A 20443-nucleotide genomic window follows, 5' to 3' on the forward strand; every position below is an offset into this window, starting at 1 on the left:
TTTCCTGCAACAAAGAAGCGAGAATTATACAGCTCTCTGCCAGACTGTCAACTTAATTTTTTACATTTTTTGAAACTGTAAACCTTAAGTCAAATGCCAATTCAACTAGCCTTTTCGGGCTCCCTCATCAGCAAGAGGGGCGCATATTACGCGAGGAAATTCATGAAAGCAACACAAAACCGTAATATTTTTGTCATTTTCCTTTCCCTTTAAAAGCAGACACCCCTTTACTCACCGATAACCACTTAATAAATAAGAAGGTAATTATCAAAACGTATTCCACTTGCACCGTATTTAATTCTGCTTATGTTGGTATAACCACTTTTCATAAGCAAAACTAAGCGCTGCCAAGTAGCCGTTTAGCCCATTCAAACGTTTAAAAATCTACTTGATAATATTAGCTAACGATACTGGCCTCCATATAGGAACAAACTCTTTAGCTAATAAAGCCAGAGTTTTGAAACCTCCCAACAAGGCTGCTAGGCATCGCTAAATTTATTATAAAAATTTTGTTGATCATTCAATGGTAGGAAATCGAAGTTGTTATTGAGGGTATTAAATATGAAACGGAATGATTGATACGTCCGTATCTACTTTTCACTCTTCATAACGACCACAGATACATACGCCTAGTATGGAGAAACTTATTTTTTGGAAACAACGATTACAACTGAGTGGAGATAATTGAATTGTGCAGTTTTGTGATATGGCTCAAGCAAAGCATAAACTACAGGCAATAAAAAAGGGTTATGCTTTTAGCATAACCCTTTGAATTTGTGGTGGGCCGTCTGCGACTCGAACGCAGGACCATCGGATTAAAAGTCCGGTGCTCTACCAACTGAGCTAACGGCCCAAACCAAGCGGCATATAATACCGTTTTCTAAATAAATGACAACCCTTTTGACACATTTTTTTTAAATTAATTATGAGGTGTCTATGATCAGCATTGCTAAACCTGATGAAGCGACACTAAAAACCGCTTTAAATAACGCCGAATTAATGCTCGAAACAGGCCATGATCATCAACATGTTGCTCAGGCATTGTTGTATATGGATGAAAGAAACCATCTCATGAGCAATATTGTTAGCGCCGTAGAGAACTATTTTCTATTGGAGAACGAACAGGCCAGAAGTGATTTATTAACAGCGTTTAAACGTTTCAAAACATTTGAGATTGAATCAGCAACTGAAATAGAAGCTGAATTAACCTTAGATCAGTCTTGATAAGGTGTTGGATCCGTTATGCCTGCTTGCCTGAAACCTTCTTTGCGGAATCGGCAAGAATCACATTCACCACACGCCCGGCCTTCATTATCAGCTTGATAGCATGACACAGTGAGACTGTAATCCACACCTAAGGAAATACCTTTTTCAATAATGGCCTGCTTACTTAAGTCTATTAGTGGAGTCTCTATCGTTAACTTATGACCTTCCACACCCGTTTTTGTTGCTAAATTGGCCATCGTCTCAAAAGCAGCAATGTATTCAGGACGACAATCCGGATAGCCAGAATAATCTACTGCATTGACACCAACAAAAATGGCATCCGCTTCTAAAACCTCTGCCCATCCTAATGCAATTGATAAAAATACTGTATTTCGTGCTGGCACATAGGTAATAGGAATGCCTTCTTCGTGCTGTTGTGGAACAGCTATGGACGAATCCGTCAGTGCCGAACCACCAATGGCAGTGAGATCAATATTGATAACTTTATGTTCAGTAACACCCATGGCTTCAGCAAGTTTGGCTGAGGCGTGTAATTCTGCTCGATGACGTTGACCATAATCAAAGCTCATCGTGAAACATTTATATCCCTGCTGCTGGGCAATCGCCAGCACAGTCGCAGAGTCAAGCCCACCGGATAAAAGAATGACGGCTTTTTTCAACGTCCTTTCTCCTCACCCCACAGATATTTGTGCATCTGTATTTGCATTCTTACGGGTAAATTGTCTTCAACAACCCACTCAGCAAGCTCAGCTGGTTGTAACTGCCCGTGAATAGGGGAAAACAATACTTCACATCGTTCATTTAGCTGATGCTGCTGTAATTTCTCTTTTGCCCAGTCATAATCATCACGATGACAAACCACAAATTTAAGCTGATCGTGAGTATTTAATAGTTCGATATTCTCATAACGATTTTTACTTTCTTCGCCTGAGCCTGGTGTTTTCAGGTCCATAACGCGGCTGACACGTTTATCCACTTTACTTATATCCATAGCCCCACTGGTTTCTAATGACACCTCATAACCACGATCACACAATGCCGTTAATAGAGGTATACAGTTGGGCTGAGCGAGTGGTTCACCACCTGTCACACAGACATATCGAGGATTAAACGCAGCGACTTTGGCCACAATCTCATCGAGGTCCATCTTTTCTCCGCCATGAAATGCATACTCAGTATCACAATAACCACAGCGAAGCGGACAGCCTGTCAGCCTCACAAACACAGTCGGCAGTCCCACTGTACGGGACTCACCCTGTAGAGAATAAAAAATTTCCGTTATACGACATTGCGCCATAAAATTACCGGCTCACTGTCTTAATTAGCTTGCTGATTGATACGTTCTAACCTGGCTTTTGCGAGTCTGGCTGCAGAACTATTTGGGTACTTTTCTACTACTTGATTCAACGTAGCTTCAGCTCGTTGGCTATCCCCCATTTCCTGTTCGCTAAACCCTCTTTTCAAAAGCGCATCTGCTACTTTTGAGCTTGTAGGATATTCATCAATAACGATTTGGAAAAGCGCAGCCGCATCAGCAAACTGTCTTAACACATATTTTGCTTCACCTTGCCAATAATAGGCATTAGGTAAATACACACTGCCCGGATATTGTTCAGGGAATTTTGCTAAGGCATCAATTGCCTGTTGGTATTGACCGCTTCGCAGCGTTTGCAGTGCAGCTTGATAGGCGGCCTCACCATTTTCAACAGCGACTGGCGCTGCATCAGTGGGAGATGGCTCATCCGTTGTTTCATTAATACCAGCATTCGCCATTGAAGTATCTGCTGGCTCATCACTGCTTACTGAATTACTCGCATCCGTAGAGGCGTTGGTTTCTAATTTTTGCATGCGCTCGTCTAAGTCAATATACATTTCTTTCTGACGTTTTTGCGCTTGCTCTAGCTCATGCCTTAATGTTTCATTGTCACCATTAAGACGTTGAATTTCATTTTGTAACTGATCAACACGAGTTATCAGGTTCATCAGCCCCTGGCCTTGAATGATTCGCTCCAGCCTTTCTACACGCTGCTGAAGTGGCTCTGTCTCTGCCCAACTAATATTGGGCAGAGTAACAGCCAGAATCACGGCACAAATGAATTTTTTTTTGCCGTTAATCTGCATTTTTCTATCGACCTAAATAAACAATTTCTACACGACGGTTTTGCGCCCAGGCAGATTCATCAGAACCATCAACTGCTGGTCTTTCTTCACCAAAACTTGTTACCTGGAATTGACTGATGTCAGCACCTTGTAACATTAAAATTTGACGAATAGATAAAGCACGGCGTTCACCTAATGCAAGGTTATATTCACGCGAACCACGTTCGTCAGTATGACCTTCTAATCTGACTGTCACATTAGGGTGTTTCGCTAAATAAGCAGCATGTGCTTGCAATGTTGCCTGATCTTCCTGGCGAACATTCGCACTGTCATATTCAAAATAAACCACACGGTTAGATAATGGATTTGAAGGATCATTCAACTCATTACCTTGGTAGCCATCTTCACCCACAACAACCTGAGTTTCTGAGCCGTACTCACTACTGTCAGCATTACCTTGTCCATTAACTCCTGATGTTTGTGCACTTAGATCCTCTACAGCCACATCACCTTCATTCATACCTTTATTGGGTGTTGAACTACAAGCAGCTAACCATAGCAATGGAACTAAGACCGCAAACAATTTTAATTTTTTCATTTAATTGACTCCTATCACTTACTTTTTAAAAGGCGACCATGCCGGTTCACGTACCGCACTACCTGATTCTCCCAGGCGTTGTTTAATTCGGCCATCAACGGACACTGCCGCTAATACACCTCTGCCTTTTTGCTCGGTTGCATATAAAATCATGCGGCCGTTTGGCGCAAAGCTCGGGGACTCATCAGCTCGCGTTTCAGTTAACACCTGAACCGCGCCTGTCTCTAAATCCTGCACGGCAATATGAAACTTGCCGTTAACGCCATGTACCATTGTCATCATGCGTCCATCAGGAGAAATATCTGCAGAGGCATTGTAGTTGCCTTCAAAGGTAACACGTTCAGCACGTCCACCATCTGCATTCACTTTATAAATTTGTGGTCTGCCGCCACGGTCAGAGGTAAATAAAATCTCACGACCATTTGGCATCCATACCGCTTCAGTATCAATCGCTTGTGAATTGTGTGTCACACGTGACAATTTTCCAGTGCTTAATTCTAAGACATAAATTTCCGGGTTACCGTTTTTTGATAAGGTAACCGCTAATTTTTTGCCATCGGGTGACCAGGCTGGCGCACTGTTCAAACCACGGAAAGAAGCGACTGATTGTCTTTTACCTGTACTGAGTTCTTGCACAAAAATCTCAGATTTCGCATTTTCAAATGTCACATAGGCCAGACGATCACCATCAGGTGCCCAACTTGGCGACATGATAGGTTGTCTTGATTGCAGTACCGTTCTTGGGCTTGCACCATCGGCATCAGAAATTTGTAAGGCATAACGCTTACTACCATCTGCATTCTTAATTTCTGTCACAAAGGCCAGACGTGTTGAAAAGACACCTTTTTCACCAGTCAGGGTTTCATAGACAATATCGGCGATTTGATGTGCAAGGTTGCGCATACCAGACGCGGGCACATTATAGCGTTTACCTACCAGTTGCTGTGATTTGTATACATCATACAATTGGAATTGTACTTGATAGTTTTCTCCATCCTGGCTGCTAACCTTACCGATCAATAAGCCTTCAGAACGTAATAACCGCCAATCCGCAAAGTTCACCTGCTGGCCTTCATGTGGCTGCGAAATTAACTCGCTTTGTTTTAATGGTGCGAAGCGACCACTACTTTTTAAATCATTACTGATGATGCTGGAAATATCTTCCGGCGGCGCGAAGCCCTCATTGCCAAAGGGTACGACAGCAATAGGTAATGCCGCTTCCGAACCGCCTGTAATTTCGATTGTTAATAACGCATGTGCCGGCCATGGCACGAAAAACATTAATAGCGCGACTGTTTTTAACCAACGTGTGAACATCGCATCCATCCTCTATTCGGGTTTAAAGATAAATTGAAAATCTCGTAATGCTGCTGCAGCTTTTGGATCTGAAGGCTGCGGTAGTGGCGCTGCTTTATATACAGCTGACTCAGCAGATCGGTCAAAGACTGAATTGCCACTACTTTTAACAATTTTCACATTCTTAACATCACCACCGGGTAACAGTGACACTTGTACTGTACATTGAAGTCCTGATTGAACATTTGCCGGCCTTAACCAATAACGTTTTACACGTTGCTGAATCATCAGACTGTATTGATCGACAACACCTTTTACCCGGCGTGCTTCACGCTCTTGCTGTTCCTGCTCAAGCTGGCGCTGAAGATCAGACTCGGCAGCTTTTCTACGAGCTTCCTCTTCGGCCTTACGTTTCGCTTCTTCTGCTTTACGTTTGGCTTCAGCTTCGGCTTTGCGTTTTTCTTCCTCTAAACGTTTCTTCTCAGCTTCGGCCTTTTGTTTCGCTTCTTCCGCTTTACGCTTCTCTTCTTCTAACCGTTTTTTCTCTGCCGCCGCTTTTTGTTTTTCTTCTTCTATACGCTTTTTCTCAGCTTCAGCTTTGCGCTTTTCTTCCTCTAAGCGTTTTTTCTCGGCTTCTACTTTTTGTTTTTCAAGTTCAGCCTGTTTACGCTCAGCTTCAGCTTTTTGTTTACGTTCTTCTTCCAGTTTTCTTTGTTTTTCTGCTTCCAAACGTTTTTGTTCTTCCGCTTCTCTTTGTTTGGCTAGATCGGCAATACGCTGTTTTTCTTCTTCTGCAGCCTTCGCTCTCTGTTCTGCTTCAATACGAGAGCGTTCTTCCATGTCCTGATATTCCTGCTCCTTACGGGCAAGTTCTTTTTGTGTTTCTTCCAACTGCTCCTGCACTTTTTGCTGACGTTCCTGCTCAGCGTTTTTCTTATCTTGCTCAAGCTTCTCCAGACGAGCAACTTCCTGCTCGACCAGGTTTTCATCTAACACGGTTGCCTGAACAATTTCTTTTTGTGGTTCCTGTGCTAATGGTTTTGGCGTTGAAGTCAAATCCATACCAATGATGAACATGGCAAAAAGGACGACATGTAACACCAGAGATGATGCGCCAGCAAAAAGATTGTCGACGATATTGTGTTTCATAATATTACTGAGCGTTCTCGGTTGATTCTGGCTGTTGGGTAATCAGGCCAACACTCGGCGCACCCGCTTTTTGCAACAGCGCCATTGCAGAAACCACATTCCCATAACTCGCTGCACTATCACCTTTCACCATCACAGGTGTTTTAGGGTTACGGCTCAAGACTGCGCTGGTTATTGCCATCAATCTTTCTGGCCCAACAGCTTCATCTTGCTTGTCGCCTACAGCCGCATAAAAGTTGCCTTCTGCATCAACAGAAACAACAAAAGGCTCTGTATTTTCTGGTGAGTCAACGGGGTTTGCATCTGCCTGCGGTAACTCAACCTGAACCCCCTGAGTCAACATGGGGGCAGTGATCATAAAGATGATTAATAACACCAGCATGACGTCGATATAGGGCACAACATTAATGTCGCTCATCGCCTTGCGTCGTTGTCGTCTGTTTGAATGTACAGCCATGACCTAACCTCGGGGCTAACTATGTTGACGCTGTAAAATAGAAGAAAACTCTTCCAGGAAAGTATCGTAGCGATTGATTAAACGCTCCACTTCGTTGGAGTAACGGTTATAGGCAATAACGGCTGGAATAGCAGCAAACAGACCCATTGCGGTAGCGATCAAAGCTTCTGAAATCCCCGGCGCAACCATCGATAACGTTGCCTGCTGAACATTACCTAATGCACGGAAAGAATTCATAATCCCCCAAACCGTACCAAACAAACCGATATAAGGACTGGTAGAACCTGCTGTTGCCAGAAATGGCAGTGAGGTTTCTAATTGGTCAATTTCTCTGGCCAGCGAAATTCGCATCACACGCTGGGCGCCTTCAAGTACATAGTTACTATCTGTCGAGGTTTTCTTTAAGCGGACAAATTCTTTAAAACCGACTTCAAAGATACCTTCCATGCCCCGGCTGGTGTGTGGCCGTGAGGAAATGTCTTCATAGAGTCGATTCAGCTCGTTGCCAGACCAGAATTTATCTTCAAAATTATCCGCGTCACGTTTTGCTTTTGCCAACTCGCCTCGCTTACGGAAGATAATCAGCCACGAATAAAATGAAATCATTAATAACACCAGCATCACCAGTTTAACAATCAAACTAGCTTCAGCTATTAAGGTGATAATCGATAGATCAGCAGTCACTATGCAACTCCGTCAAAATAAAATTAGGTATGGGTTTGGGGCGAAATGTCTCTGCATTAAGACTCGCAACTCTGACCAAAGCATCACACAACAGTTCCTCACCGCGATAGATACTCTGCTCAAAAACAATACTGGCACCGGATCTTTTCTGCAGACGGGAGATGACTTGTAAGAGGTCATTAAATACAGCAGGACGCCGATAATTAATCTGCATTGAATGCACAGCAAACAACAAACCTTGTTCTTGTCTGAGTGTACTCTGCTCAACGCCTAACGCTCTTAACCACTCCGTTCTTGCCCGTTCCATAAAGTTCACGTATTGCGAATGATACACGACTCCGCCACTATCGGTATCTTCATAATAAACCCGGATTGGCCAAACAAATTCTTGCATAAAATTATTGGCCGTCCAATGTCAGATCAGGACTTAATCCCAGGTGCAGCCAGGCACGCTTGGTCGCGACACGACCACGTGGAGTGCGCATAATAAAGCCTTCCAGAATCAAGTATGGCTCAAGTACATCTTCTATCGTGCCACGTTCTTCACCAATGGCCGCCGCCAGGTTATCTAAACCTACAGGCCCGCCTTCAAACTTCTCAATAATCGCCAGCAGTAATTTCCGGTCTAACATATCGAAGCCATAATTATCGACATCAAGTAAGTCCAGTGCCTGTCTGGCAATTTCCGCTGTCACCTCGCCGTTAAAACGCACCTCAGCATAATCTCGAACACGGCGCAGCAAACGATTAGCTATACGCGGTGTACCGCGTGAACGTCGTGCTACTTCATGAGCACCACTGGCATCTAACTTTACATTCAATATCCGGGCACTTCGTTCAACAATCGTACTTAAATCCTGTGTATTGTAGAACTCCAGTCGTTGAACAATCCCAAAGCGATCGCGTAAAGGTGAAGTGAGTGAGCCTGCCCGAGTGGTAGCTCCCACCAGCGTAAATGGTTCCAAGTCCAGCTTGATAGAACGAGCAGCAGGGCCTTCACCAATCATGATATCGATTTGGTAGTCTTCCATCGCCGGATAAAGCACTTCCTCAACGATAGGACTCAGTCGGTGAATCTCATCAACAAACAAAACATCATTAGGTTCGAGGTTAGTCAGTAAGGCAGCCAAATCGCCGGGTCTCTCCAGAACAGGCCCCGATGTTTGGCGTAGATTGACCCCCATTTCATTGGCAATAATATTCGCCAGAGTCGTTTTACCTAACCCGGGCGGCCCAAAAATCAAGGTGTGATCAAGTGCCTCTTTTCGCTGTTTAGCCGCTGAAATAAACAAGTCCATCTGCTCACGGACAACCGGTTGACCAATATAATCCTCAAGCGTAATCGGACGAATTGCACGATCAATACGTTCTTCATCGTTATTGCTCTGTGGAGAAATAAACCGTTCTTCCATGTCAGTTTCTCTGCAATGCTTGGCGGATGATTTGTTCGGTCGTCATACCTTCACTATCAAAGCTGCGTATCATTTTATCGGCTTCGTTAGGTTTATAACCCAGTGCCACCAGCGCTTCAATCGCTTCGCTTTTAGCACCGGCTGTTGTCATTGGCATTTCCGAAACAATGGTATCAATGCCCATAGCTGAGCTGACTTCTTTAAGTCGGTCACGCATTTCGACAATCAATCTTTCGGCTGTTTTTTTACCTACGCCAGGTAAACGGGTGAGACTGGCGGTATCCCCCTCCTGCACGCTACGGGCAAAAGTATCCACATCACTGCCAGAAAGAATCGTTAAGGCAAGCTTGGCACCTACCCCGTTGACTTTCAATAGACTTCTGAAAAGTAAACGCTCACGTTCAGTCGCGAAGGCATATAAAAGCTGAGCATCCTCTCTCACCACCATATGAGTGAAAAGCATCACTTCTTCATTCACAGCGGGTAAATTAAAGAAGGTCGACATGGGTGCTGATAACTCATAACCAACGCCATGCACATCCAGAACAAGTTCTGGTGGCTGCTTTTCAATAATGATGCCCCGCAAACGTCCAATCATCGACTATACCTTCCTCCGCGCCGAGTGGTGCGCATACCTGCTGGTAATTTACTCTGGCTACCACCAATAGCAGAGTGATGTGCATGCGTAAGAGCGCAGGCCAAAGCATCGGCCGCATCCTCTTCGGGTGATTCAGGTAAACTCAAAATCACCGACATCATATATTGAATTTGTGCTTTATTTGCATGGCCATTGCCGACCACGGCTTTTTTTATTTGGGTCGCCGTATATTCTGACACCGTCAATTGCTGATTTACCGCCGCACAGATAGCCGCGCCACGGGCCTGCCCCAGTTTTAAAGCAGAATCGGCGTTTTTATGTAAAAAAACTTTTTCAATCGCCATCATATCGGGTTGATAACGTTCAATCAGATCCGTTAAACCTTCAAAAATTTGCCTTAATCTATCGGCAAACTCGCCATCACCGACCATTAAACGGCCGTTGATGACGTGTTTTATTTTTTTTCCATCAATTTCGATAATGCCAAAACCGGTTTTTCTTGAACCAGGATCAATCCCCAGGATACGTGGCATACCTTATGACATCAGCTATTCAGCTGAGCCATGACCTCATCAGAAAAGTCCGCGTTGGAATACACTTCCTGCACATCATCCAGATCTTCAAATGCTTCGATCATATTGATGGCTTTTTGGGCATCATCGACATCCAGACTGACGGTGGTATCAGGATGCATGGTTACCTGGGCTGATTCAGTTTCCAGCCCAGCAGCATCTAATGCATCTTTGACCGTTGAATAGTCTTCAGGCGAAGTAAACACATCAATAGAGCCATCAGCATTGGTCACAATATCTTCAGCACCTGCTTCAAGCGCGACTTCCATCACCGCATCTTCATCAGTACCACTGGCCAGTGAAATAATGCCTTTTTTGTTGAACAGAAAAGCGACGCAACCATCCGTTCCCATATTGCCACCGCGCTTGGTGAAAACATTACGCACAGCGGCAACAGTGCGGTTACGGTTATCGGTCATGCAGTCAACCATAATAGCCGTCCCATTAGGGCCGTAACCTTCATAACGAATTTCTTCATAGTTAACGCCTTCCAGTTCACCGGCACCGCGTTTTGTTGCACGCTCGATAACATCTTTTGTCATGTTCGCGCCGAGCGCTTTATCGATTGCAGCACGTAATCGTGGGTTTGCTGCTGGATCACTGCCGCCCATTTTGGCTGCAACAGTAATTTCACGAATCAGCTTAGTGAAGAGTTTGCCACGCTTGGCATCCTGTGCACCTTTTCTATGCTGAATATTTGCCCACTTACTATGACCTGCCATGTACTTATATACCTCTTTTGTTGCCAGCCTGAACCTCGCTGCTCAGGCGAATAGTCCTAAGTTATCGAACTAATGTGTTCCAGTTTTTGTATACATCACTGCGACCATAAACCTGGTCAAAATACATTGCCTGAAGTTTTTCAGTGATAGGACCACGTGTACCCTCACCAATCGGACGGTTATCCAATTCTCTGATAGGAGTGACTTCAGCCGCTGTACCTGTGAAGAAGGCTTCGTCAGCGATATACACTTCATCACGAGTGATACGTTTTTCAACGACTTTCAGGCCAATATCACGTGCCAGCGTCATGACTGTTTCACGGGTGATACCTTCCAACGCAGATGTCAGTTCAGGTGTATACAAAACCCCATCACGCACCATGAAGAAGTTTTCACCACTACCTTCACACACAAAGCCTTGTGTATCTAACAACAACGCTTCGTCATAACCGCAACTGACCGCTTCTTGCAGCGCCATCATTGAGTTCATGTAGTTACCGTTGGCTTTTGCTTTACACATAGTGATATTGACATGGTGACGCGTGAACGATGAGGTTCTGATGCGAATACCTTTTGTCATATTTTCTTCACCGAGGTAAGCACCCCAGTGCCATGCGGCAACCATCACGTGAGTGTTCAGATTATCAGCACGGATCCCCATGCCTTCTGAACCATAAAAACACATCGGTCTGATATAAGCTGAATCCAGATTATTTTCACGAACCACAGTACGTTGAGCTTCGTTGATCGTTTCCTTATCAAATGGCATGCCCATGCCTAAAATTTTGGCACTGCGGAAAAGACGATCAGTGTGCTCCTGCATACGGAAGATAGCCGTGCCTTGTTCTGTTTTATAAGCACGCACCCCTTCGAATACGCCCATGCCGTAATGAAGAGTATGTGTCAGGACGTGGACTTTGGCCTCACGCCACGGTACTAATTCACCGTCGAGCCAGATAACGCCATCACGATCTGCCATTGTTGCTACTGCCATATGCTTTATTCCAAGTTCATTGATTAATCTGAGTCTGATTTCAGGCGTTATCACCTAACCAGCGCTGCCAAATCTGCACAACCTGCTGCGGAAAGTCTTGTAACTGAGTTACTGACATTAATGTGGGTCTATCCTGTAAAACACAGTGGTTGGCTTCGTTCCGATAATAACGATAGGCGTCTGCCAACATTTCCCCTTCAGCGGGTTTAAGCTTTCCGGAAGCGACTAGCGCCTCCAAAATCCTAATATTATCGGTGTAAACGAGTAATTCAGGCAAGTCCATTGACCATGCCAATACTGCATATTGCACCATAAATTCGATATCAGTGATACCACCTTTACCCTGTTTTAGATCAAATAGTTGGCTATCACTCTTATCCAGTTGCTGGCGCATTTTCGCACGCATCTCTCTAACTTGCTCCGCCAGCATCGCTTCATCGCGGGGTCTCGCCAATATATCTTGACGAACATCCGTCACTTTTTGCGCAAGTTGGCGGTCTCCAATCACGGTGCGCGCACGCACCAGCGCCTGATGTTCCCAGGTCCATGCTTCTTTTTGCTGATACTCGGTAAACCCTGATAATGGGCTGACTAATAAGCCAGATGCACCGCTCGGCCGCAAGCGCATATCCACTTCATAAAGAATACCGCCGGGAGTCACTGTATTCAGCAGGTGAATCATGCGTTGAGCCAATCGGGTATAAAACACGATTAAATCAACTGGCCGCTCACCATCGGTCATGCCTTCCTGCTCATCATCAAAAATAAAGACAAGATCGAGATCGGAACCATACCCAAGCTCCAGCCCACCCAACTTACCATAGGCAAGAATGGTAAAACCGCACTGCTGAGGATCATCATTATCGGTAACCGGTGGATAACCATGCTTGGCAACCAAGTGTTCCCAAGCGATTCGCCACACTTGCTCCAGAAGAAGTTCTGCGAGTTCTGTTAATTGATCACCGACCCCCATCAGAGGCAACACGCCTGTCACATCCGCGGCAGCCACGTGTAGAGTCGCAATCTGACGAAACTCACGCAGACGATTCATCAATTGCTCTAAATCATCGGCATCAACGGATGATAAAAACTGCAGTAACTGTATTTTTAGCTCTTCTTTTTCAGGGACTTCATAAAGTGAACGAGGATCGAGCAACTCATCCAGCAACACAGGGTATTTTGCCAACTGGGTACTGATTAGAGGACTAGCAGCACAGAGCTTGACCAGTTGCGATAATGCCATCGGGTTTTCTACTAATAGCGCCATATAGGCACTGCGACGCATAATAGATTCCATCAATGGCATTAAGCGTGGCAAACACGCATCAGCATTATCGACATTGCCTGTTGCTTGTAATAACAGCGGTAATAATTTCTCAAGCCGTTGCCTGCCGGTTTGACTCAGATTTCGGCAGATATGCAGATCAAGTAATTTATCGACAACGGCCAATATTTCGGCTGGGTCGTCGTATCCACATTGTTCGATAAATGATAACTTTTCTTCAGGCTGGGCATTGAACAAAGAAATTTTTATCCCAGCACCATCATCACCAGCTTGTGGCGCCGTCAGCAACTGGTCAAAATGCTCTTGAATCTGTTGCCGATAGTCTTTGAGTACTGAATAAAAACTTATCCAATCTTCAAAACCCATACTTTGCGCAAGTCGGTTTCTTGATGTGTCATCACTGGGCAAAATATGGGTTTGTTGATCGGCCCAGGCTTGAATACGATGCTCTGTTCTGCGCAGAAATTCATAAGCACGTTTTAACTGGCTTACCGCATAAGTGGACAATAATTTTCTGTCCGCTAATAAATCGAGAATGGTCAGAATAGGTCGTTGTTGCAGGGGTCGATCACGCCCGCCATAAATTAGCTGAAAAACCTGGCCAATAAATTCAACTTCACGGATACCACCTGCGCCCAATTTGATATTGTCGTCCATGCCACGGTGATGCATTTGTCCAGCAATCATTGACTTCATTTCACGTAATGAGTCAAACATGCCGTAGTCTAAATAACGCCGATAAACAAAGGGACGCAACATATCTGAAAGGGCTTTTTTATCGGCTTCATTGCCAGTGATAGCCCGGGCTTTAATCATGGCGTAGCGTTCCCACTCTCGCCCTTGAGTCTGGTAATACTCTTCCATCGCATCAAAACTCGAGACCAAGGCACCACTTTCGCCAAAGGGGCGTAACCGCATATCCACACGAAAGACAAAACCATCGACGGTTTGGTTATCCAGCGCCTGAATTAATTTTCGTCCTAAGCGAACAAAAAACTCACTATTACTTAGCGGTTTTCTGCCTCCTTCGGTTTCCCCTTCTTCTGGATAAGTGAAGATAAGATCAATATCGGATGACAGATTCAGCTCTCCTGCCCCCAGCTTACCCATCCCCAGCACAATCATCTGTTGTTCTTGACCATCAGGCCCTCGGGGCACGCCATTAATTTCAACTTGCCAGTGATATAGGATATCCAATGTCTGTTGGATACAGACATCTGCCATCGTCGAAAGATCTGCCATGGTCTCGGCTAAATCAGCCAAACCGGCCAGGTCCCGCCAGATAATGCGTACCATCATCCATTGCCGAAAATGACGTAATTTCTGATGTAACTGCTCCTCCGTTGTGACGCCTTGCAGCATGGAAGCCAGCTGCTGAGCAATCTCCTCCTGAGAAAGATTTTTTTGCAGTTGTTGTGATTCAAGCAACTGCATCAGCATCGTTTCCTGTCTCTGCCCCCAGTGATTCACATAATCACTTGCCGCTAACACTTTTGGTGCTTCATTGAGCAACTCTGGGTAAGTCTTTAAGGCATGCTGCCAAGGTTCTGGCAAAACAAATGCTGAGGACATAAACACTCCGGATAACGAGACAAAAAGATTACTTTACCCTAAGCTTCACTAATACCAAATGCGCTAATGAATACTTTATGGTGTTCAAGCCACATTTACCGTCATCGTAATGGTTCATTGAGGCTTATTTATAGCTCGTTGACTAAGTCACTGAACATAATCAAGCTACAAAAAGAAACGATTAACCGCATCTGATCAGTTGGAGATGTAAAGTATGTATAACCATCACCCCCTAAGTTTTAAGGAAAGATAATGCTAAGTCGTCTACTCATAGTGTTCAGCTTGTTGATCAGCTTGCCTGTTTTTGCTCATACAGAAACTGACTGCGCATCAGCTTTTACCACACTGGAAATTAATGCGTGTCTTAATGAAGAACTTCAGCAAAAACAGGACATCATGAAACATTATCTGGCAGCAGCAAAACAACGTTATCACGATGAAACTCAAGTCATAGAAGCGATTGAAACAGGGCAAGCCGCCTGGGAGGCTTATAAAAAAGCTTATTGTGACAGCATTTACATCATTTGGATGGACGGCACTATTCGTGTTGCCATGTCGCTTGGCTGTCAGATAAAACTGACTGAGATAAGAACACATGAAATCTGGTCGAGCTATCTCACTTATATGGACAGTACTCCAGCTATCATGCCTGAACCAGCATTAACGTATGAGTAAACTCATTGCCCAATCATAATGAGCTTGCCGGTTTTCGGATCGCGATAAACTTGGCCAACAGACTCATATCCATCAGCCCCACCCTGCATTCCCTCCGGCATCTGCGGTAACTCTTTCATCGACTGTAATTCTGTCAAAGCATGATCTGCCTGACTGTTCTCTGACTGGAAATGGTCTTGTAACTGACTGCTCATTGAGATCAATGCCGCGATCAAGCCGCAGGCAAACACCAACATTAAGTCTAATAGATTGGCCATAGGGCCTAATGGCTCATCATCATTGCCATCAAAACGACTGTTGCGCCAACGTCTAGTCATGAGCTTGCTCCATTGAGGTCAACACCTCGTCATACCAGCGTCGTCTCAATCGCCCTAAAACAAAACCGATAATGCCGACAAACAAACCCAACACAGTAGTATCAAATGCCACACTCATCGCGGTGGTTAAAATACTTAATTCGCCATTACCCAAGGCTGATAAGCCGGGGCCAAGAGGAATAAGCGTTCCCATCAATCCCAGCATCGGAGCAATTCTCGCTAAAAAGTCGCTACGTTCGATACGTTTAAACGCTAAGGTTTCAAACGCGTCAGTTTGACCAGACTGTTGCCACTTTTTTAAACCAGAAAAACGCTCGGCCAGTGCAATACCAATATCTATAACGCTTAAGGCAGCAAACAACATCAGCGCCCAAATGACCGGTTCCAGCAAAAACCCCACTAAGTGATGCATCACACCTATCGACTGTGAACTCAACATTACTTACTCCTTAGCCTTCGAAATAGGTGCACGCGCCCCTTTTGCGATACCGACCAGTACCAATAACATCACCAGACCTAATAGCAAATACAGCCAGAAACGTTGTTGCTTGTTTTGTTCTTGCTGTTGTTCCTCAGATAAATTTGTTTGCTGTTGCTCAGCCTGAGTCGCTGTTTGTTCAGTGACCTCCGCAATATGGCTTGGCGCATCAGGCAAATCCGCTTCTGGCATTTTTGCGGCGTTTAACACCTCAGCTAATTGCTGCTGGTGCTCCGCGTCTAAATAATCATTCAACCAGACATACATCGGATGTGACGGCGCAGTATGACCACTTCCCGGCAGGCCATTTGCTGCAACTAAATCGGTAAACTGCTGTGCCAGATCGTGTAAGGTCGACTCATCTGCCTGCCAAAAGCCTTTATATGCCGCGACCAGCATAATCGCCAGCATATTGCTTTTCACATGCACATTGTGGTCTTGTTCAAGGAACTCATCTAAGCCGAGATCCAGACCATCATCGACATACACACGTTTGACTTCATCCCATACCCAGCTTTTCACAATGCCGGGATTGGTCACCTGCCAGCCCCATAGATACTCTAAAAACTCACTGCCCATGGTGCGCGCGCCAGCATAACCTTCATTCATCAGAGGTTTAAGCCACTGAGGATTCAAGTAGCGGCCTCGTAATTCGCTCAACAACACACTTTGTAAAGGATCGACCCGTAAATCACTACTATCACTATGTGCCAGAATATAATTATTCGGCGCCTGACCACGGCTGGTTTCAATGGCTAAACTCAGTCCCCCCAGATAATCAAAGGCATCATTGTTATCCATGACGCCATACAGATTACTGCCTCGCCCCAAATATGTTTGGCCGACATGTTTTAACCGCTGTTGAAACAGGGCCTGCTGTGCCTGGCCGTCCAGCTCTGCGCCATAAGCATGGCCCATGCGATGAATATACGTTTCCGCGACTTGTTCACGATTTTCCCAAGCACCTGAACGCTCCACCAAACGATTCACTCCCGCGCCATACGCGCCGGGAGGTGCGCCAAAAATACGGTAACTCGCTGTCAGCCCGGCTTCTTGTTCAGATATCCCCGCTCGTAATGCCGCACTGGCATCTGCCACCCAACGAGCGGCTACTTGGTTCTGCTCCAAAGATTCGAAACCCGGCTTTTCTTTTACCTGCAAACGTTCTAGGGCAGCATCTAAAGATAATGTTAAAGCAGGATAATCACGGCGAATCAGTCCCGAAGAGGCATCCAAAGCCATTAAGACTGCCTGCTCCAACCACACTAACTGCGAACCATACAAATCACGAAATAAACCCGATGTGGTCAGTAACATATCCCGACGAATACGCGGCGGGTTTGAACTAAAGTCTGCTGAAGTCAGCTCTAACCGCTCCAACCCGCTAAAAATCCCACGGCTATTCCAGGTCGGTTTCACACCTAACATATCGTAGGCAAAGGCAATCATCGCGCCTTCATCACGCACCACATCCGAGGCCCATAACACTAAAGCATCACTGTCCTGTTTAGCATTAGCTGGCGACTCAGCACGGGCTTTTTCAGCTAAAGCAATGCCCACTTTGTAGCCTAACCGAGAAGGAATCAAACTATCATCCAAGGCATAGAAATTACGCCCCGTAGGTAAAGCCGATGGTGTGCGAATCGGATCATTCCCTTTACCGGGCTCGACAAAATGGCCGTCCAGCGCAGCCAGTAAAGCCGATATTTCTGCCGCCGGAGATTCCCGTAACAGTGGTTCCCAGTTTTCCGTGGTTTGTTTACCATTATTCATCGACGTCAGCATGGTTTGAATGGCTTTTTCAGACCACTCACGACCAAACACATGCAAACCTAACGGCATGAAATCTTCTTGCAGTGTGGTCAGGTAATGGCCGATTTCATGCACCAGCAAATCGTCATCCACCTGTTCAAACGAACTTAAGCCACGCACTTCCAGCTCAGCAGACATATTGGCTGTCAGCTCATCTTCCAAATTCAACTCGGCAATCAAACGTTTCATTTCATCAATTGCACGGTCACGCATTGCACCGGCATTCACAGGCGCCGACTCATAACTTTCAACCACCTGACGAAGCGCCAATAATTGGTCATATAGCTCTGTACTTGCCAAAGGTGGGGTGAGGTGATCAATCATCACGGCTAAACCACGGCGTTTCGCCTGAATGCCCTCGCCAACCCCGTCCACAATGTATGGATAAATACTGGGTAAATCAGCCAGAATCGCTTGTGGATAATCATTTTCCGCCATACCCACACGATGTCGCGGTAGAAACTCATAAGTGGAATGTCGGCCTAAATGCACTAAAGCATCGGCATGAAACTCATTTCTTAGCCATTGGTAAAAGGCCATATACTGATGTGGCGGTGGAAATGATAAGTTCGCATGTAATAACTCTTCATTCAGCTCCCAGCCTCTTGGCGGTTGAGGCCCAACAAAAATATTGCCAAATTGAATACCGGGAATCAGGATTTCATGATCAAACACCATTACATTACCCGGTGCTTCTCCCCAGCCACGTACACCTTCAATCCACTGCTGACTAATCGCCGTAATTAATTGCTCAGCCTGCTGCCAATCCATCTCGTCTGAAGGTTGCTGATAAAGGATCTGGAGCTGAGTGAGTAATTGCAAAACACGATCCCGACCAGCATGATCTGCCCCATCCACCACATGGCGGATATCTTCCATCACTCTGGCTAATAAGTGTTTTGCAATACTGGGAGCTTTTAACGCTTTCGCTTGTTTTAAATTGGCGTGCAATAAACCCAGCGGTCCATTGACCATTTCCTGCTGTAATGACTCCGGTAAGGTATGAAACCAGGACAGATAAGTTTGGCTATCAACAGTATTTACGACGGATGACATGGCGGCCAGTGCTTCATGATCTTCTGGCAGGTTCACACCACGCTGCTGTAATAAGTCTAATAACTCCGCTGATGTTTTTGGCAGTTCACCCGTGTTGTAGCCACTATTGTTGAGTGAATGCAAAATATCGAATAAAGACTCCACCACATTTAAATTATCCGCCCCGATATTGTGACGGCCCGGCGGATGGTTGTAATAAATGATGGCGACTTTTTTATCCTGATTCGCTTTATCCTGCAATTGTTGCCAGCGTTTTAGACGCTGTGACAATAAGCTCACTTGTGAAGCAACTGGCTCAGAAAAAGCGAGTCTGGCCCCGGTGAGATTATCAACCTCAGCAGGTGTCATGGTCGCGACGACCATCGGTTGAGAAAGCCCCTGCAACTCAGGCATAGCGACCCGGTAATGCACCGAATCCCAGCTAATCCCGGCTTCAGACAGTTCCCACTCGGCACGGGTGCTGTCACTTAAACGCATCGCTTTGATAACTGGCACATCCAGTTCTTTTAACTCATCGGTGACCGCTTGCCGATGTTCAGAGCCACCTATTACAAAGTCTTGTAATGATACTATCGAGCTGATCTGTGATTTATGTTGTGTCAGTAGCTTAATCGCAGATAAACTGGCATCACCCCAGGCAGTAAGCACTGACACACACCCGGTCTTTTCATCAGCTATGTTTTCACAAACTGCATCCAGCAAAGCCTTTTCTCCGGGTCGTTCCCCGGTTTCATAATCGAGCAATACCACCCATGAAGGTTTTGCTGAAAACTCAAACTGCTCTGGTAAGGTGATTTTACCTTGATGATAAAGCCTGAGCTGTGCAGCTAACTGCGGACGCTCAATCGTATCTTCATATCGAACGATATGATGCAGATGATGGATTAAACCCTGCATATTTTCACTATTTCTTCCTAACCAGAAGAAGCGCGTGATCAGCCAGGCTTGCTGTTCAGAATGTTGTTCTAGTAGTGATGCCATCCATTGCTCTGTTGATATGGTGGGATCAGGATGTTGCATCAACTTATCAGGTGGCCCGGCTAATAATGCTTTGCCATCAAGACTTGAGGCCATCACCAGACGTTGATCACTATGCAAAGCAATAAGATTGTTTAACAAACCTTTTTTGCTATATTCCACCAGTTGATTGGCGGTTTCGCCAAACACACCGCCAGCAAACACTAAATCTGACTGCTGCAATAACTGTGATTGCTTTTGTGTGGATAAATCTTGCCACTGCTCTGTTGTACGTATTTGTACAGAGACGGGCTGTTGCGATGTGTCTTTTAAAAATTCATGTGCACCTGATACTACTTCCGGTACATTCCTTGGCGTCACAATCAGTAAGAGTTGCTCAGCGAATGCTGATGCAGAGAAAAGAAACAGGACTAAACAGAGAACAATTCGGTTATACACAGCGCTTTCCATCAATATATAAA

The 20443-nt window shown here is 45.3% G+C and carries 20 protein-coding genes and 1 tRNA gene; 2 read left to right on the forward strand and 19 right to left on the reverse strand.

The features are described from left to right. Window positions 1-777 precede the first annotated feature (777 nt). Window positions 778-853: transfer RNA gene (locus QQL60_RS11025), tRNA-Lys, on the reverse strand. 83 nt (window positions 854-936) lie between these two features. On the opposite strand from QQL60_RS11025, the gene QQL60_RS11030 reads away from it, so the two are divergent. Beyond that, window positions 937-1224: a hypothetical protein gene (locus tag QQL60_RS11030; RefSeq protein ID WP_007143895.1), complete on the forward strand. Its 288-nt coding sequence runs from the start codon at window positions 937-939 to the stop codon at window positions 1222-1224. On the opposite strand, the gene queC is transcribed toward QQL60_RS11030, so the two are convergent. From queC to glnE, 15 genes are all read right to left on the reverse strand, one after another. Continuing rightward, on the reverse strand, window positions 1215-1886 hold the full coding sequence (gene queC, locus QQL60_RS11035; protein ID WP_284723331.1) for a 7-cyano-7-deazaguanine synthase QueC: 672 nt from the start codon (window positions 1884-1886) through the stop codon (window positions 1215-1217). The genes QQL60_RS11030 and queC overlap by 10 nt on opposite strands. Continuing rightward, on the reverse strand, window positions 1883-2524 hold the full coding sequence (gene queE, locus QQL60_RS11040; RefSeq protein ID WP_284452241.1) for a 7-carboxy-7-deazaguanine synthase QueE: 642 nt from the start codon (window positions 2522-2524) through the stop codon (window positions 1883-1885). The genes queC and queE overlap by 4 nt, the downstream gene beginning before the upstream one ends. Before the next feature lie 20 nt (window positions 2525-2544). Continuing rightward, window positions 2545-3348 carry a tol-pal system protein YbgF gene (ybgF, locus tag QQL60_RS11045; RefSeq protein WP_284452240.1) on the reverse strand — a complete coding sequence of 268 codons (804 nt, stop codon included), beginning with the start codon at window positions 3346-3348 and terminating at the stop codon, window positions 2545-2547. Between the two features lie 4 nt (window positions 3349-3352). Continuing rightward, on the reverse strand, window positions 3353-3925 hold the full coding sequence (pal, locus tag QQL60_RS11050) for a peptidoglycan-associated lipoprotein Pal (protein WP_284723332.1): 573 nt from the start codon (window positions 3923-3925) through the stop codon (window positions 3353-3355). Window positions 3926-3943: 18 nt separating this feature from the next. Further along, on the reverse strand, window positions 3944-5242 hold the full coding sequence (gene tolB, locus QQL60_RS11055; RefSeq protein WP_273178380.1) for a Tol-Pal system beta propeller repeat protein TolB: 1299 nt from the start codon (window positions 5240-5242) through the stop codon (window positions 3944-3946). Between the two features lie 12 nt (window positions 5243-5254). Beyond that, complete coding sequence (gene tolA, locus QQL60_RS11060; protein WP_284723333.1) at window positions 5255-6370, reverse strand: cell envelope integrity protein TolA; 1116 nt, start codon at window positions 6368-6370, stop codon at window positions 5255-5257. A gap of 4 nt (window positions 6371-6374) precedes the next feature. Beyond that, on the reverse strand, window positions 6375-6827 hold the full coding sequence (tolR, locus tag QQL60_RS11065) for a protein TolR (RefSeq protein ID WP_284452238.1): 453 nt from the start codon (window positions 6825-6827) through the stop codon (window positions 6375-6377). Between the two features lie 15 nt (window positions 6828-6842). Further along, on the reverse strand, window positions 6843-7511 hold the full coding sequence (gene tolQ / locus QQL60_RS11070; protein ID WP_007143903.1) for a protein TolQ: 669 nt from the start codon (window positions 7509-7511) through the stop codon (window positions 6843-6845). After that, the gene (gene ybgC / locus QQL60_RS11075) at window positions 7501-7905 is read right to left on the reverse strand and encodes a tol-pal system-associated acyl-CoA thioesterase (protein WP_273178383.1); all 405 of its coding nucleotides are present in this window, start codon (window positions 7903-7905) and stop codon (window positions 7501-7503) included. The genes tolQ and ybgC overlap by 11 nt, the downstream gene beginning before the upstream one ends. 4 nt (window positions 7906-7909) lie before the next feature. Next, window positions 7910-8923: a Holliday junction branch migration DNA helicase RuvB gene (gene ruvB, locus QQL60_RS11080; RefSeq protein ID WP_284723334.1), complete on the reverse strand. Its 1014-nt coding sequence runs from the start codon at window positions 8921-8923 to the stop codon at window positions 7910-7912. Between the two features lies 1 nt (window position 8924). Further along, on the reverse strand, window positions 8925-9521 hold the full coding sequence (gene ruvA, locus QQL60_RS11085) for a Holliday junction branch migration protein RuvA (protein ID WP_284452234.1): 597 nt from the start codon (window positions 9519-9521) through the stop codon (window positions 8925-8927). Beyond that, entirely contained in the window at window positions 9518-10054 is a 537-nt protein-coding gene (ruvC, locus tag QQL60_RS11090; protein WP_007143907.1) for a crossover junction endodeoxyribonuclease RuvC, read from the reverse strand. The genes ruvA and ruvC overlap by 4 nt, the downstream gene beginning before the upstream one ends. An 11-nt stretch (window positions 10055-10065) precedes the next feature. Next, the gene (locus tag QQL60_RS11095; protein WP_284723335.1) at window positions 10066-10815 is read right to left on the reverse strand and encodes a YebC/PmpR family DNA-binding transcriptional regulator; all 750 of its coding nucleotides are present in this window, start codon (window positions 10813-10815) and stop codon (window positions 10066-10068) included. 61 nt (window positions 10816-10876) lie between these two features. Further along, entirely contained in the window at window positions 10877-11809 is a 933-nt protein-coding gene (locus tag QQL60_RS11100; protein WP_284452231.1) for a branched-chain amino acid transaminase, read from the reverse strand. Window positions 11810-11849: 40 nt separating this feature from the next. After that, complete coding sequence (gene glnE, locus QQL60_RS11105) at window positions 11850-14666, reverse strand: bifunctional [glutamate--ammonia ligase]-adenylyl-L-tyrosine phosphorylase/[glutamate--ammonia-ligase] adenylyltransferase (protein WP_284723336.1); 2817 nt, start codon at window positions 14664-14666, stop codon at window positions 11850-11852. A 252-nt stretch (window positions 14667-14918) separates the two neighbouring features. On the opposite strand from glnE, the gene QQL60_RS11110 reads away from it, so the two are divergent. Further along, window positions 14919-15341, forward strand: coding sequence for a lysozyme inhibitor LprI family protein (locus QQL60_RS11110; RefSeq protein WP_284723337.1), 423 nt, complete (start codon window positions 14919-14921; stop codon window positions 15339-15341). Between the two features lie 2 nt (window positions 15342-15343). Here QQL60_RS11110 and QQL60_RS11115 read toward each other — a convergent pair whose 3' ends face one another. The 3 genes from QQL60_RS11115 to QQL60_RS11125 are packed head-to-tail and all read right to left on the reverse strand — an operon-like array spanning window position 15344 to window position 20420. Continuing rightward, window positions 15344-15658, reverse strand: coding sequence for a DUF2149 domain-containing protein (locus tag QQL60_RS11115; RefSeq protein WP_284723338.1), 315 nt, complete (start codon window positions 15656-15658; stop codon window positions 15344-15346). After that, window positions 15651-16097: a MotA/TolQ/ExbB proton channel family protein gene (locus QQL60_RS11120; protein ID WP_284723339.1), complete on the reverse strand. Its 447-nt coding sequence runs from the start codon at window positions 16095-16097 to the stop codon at window positions 15651-15653. The genes QQL60_RS11115 and QQL60_RS11120 overlap by 8 nt, the downstream gene beginning before the upstream one ends. 3 nt (window positions 16098-16100) lie before the next feature. Next, the gene (locus tag QQL60_RS11125) at window positions 16101-20420 is read right to left on the reverse strand and encodes a cobaltochelatase subunit CobN (protein WP_284723340.1); all 4320 of its coding nucleotides are present in this window, start codon (window positions 20418-20420) and stop codon (window positions 16101-16103) included. Window positions 20421-20443: the final 23 nt, after the last annotated feature.

This window comes from Methylophaga thalassica, assembly GCF_030159795.1.
Classification (GTDB): Bacteria; Pseudomonadota; Gammaproteobacteria; order Nitrosococcales; family Methylophagaceae; genus Methylophaga; species Methylophaga thalassica.